Below are 454 nucleotides of genomic sequence, written 5' to 3' on the forward strand. Positions count from 1 at the left end.
TTTGTAGATGGCATCGACTCGCCCCTGTGCGCTTTCTACGATATCAAGCACTTCAAACAGCGTGGCATTGGCTTTTTGTTTGGCATAAATCGGCAAAAACTGCACTTGTATCACAAACAAAGAAAACGCATAAAAGCCAAACGCCAGCGCCAAACCCACCAAACTTACACCGCCGTGCCTGCGGATATGAGCAAGCTGTTTTTCTTCATCCCGCGGATACATTTCAATCGCATCGGCGATTTCACGGCGCGCCATCCGATAATAATAAGCATCGCTCCAACGTGCCACCATCACCGACCAAAACAGCCAAATCACAAGCCCAATGCCAATACGTAGCGGCATACGAATCGCTTCATCAAGATTGCGTATCAATAAATACTCTACCGCCACCAAAATGATGGTGACATTAAGCTGAATAAACGACCATCCCGCCACCGAATAGACAATGCTATCT

General features: G+C 47.1%; 1 protein-coding gene. It reads right to left on the reverse strand.

All coding sequences use genetic code 11. The features are described from left to right. The coding region (locus M3194_RS30910; protein ID WP_251657963.1) for a hypothetical protein at positions 1 to 454 on the reverse strand (454 nt) is incomplete at both ends.

The organism is Paenibacillus glycanilyticus (assembly GCF_023715145.1).
In the GTDB taxonomy this organism is placed as follows: Bacteria; Bacillota; Bacilli; order Paenibacillales; family Paenibacillaceae; genus Pristimantibacillus; species Pristimantibacillus glycanilyticus_A.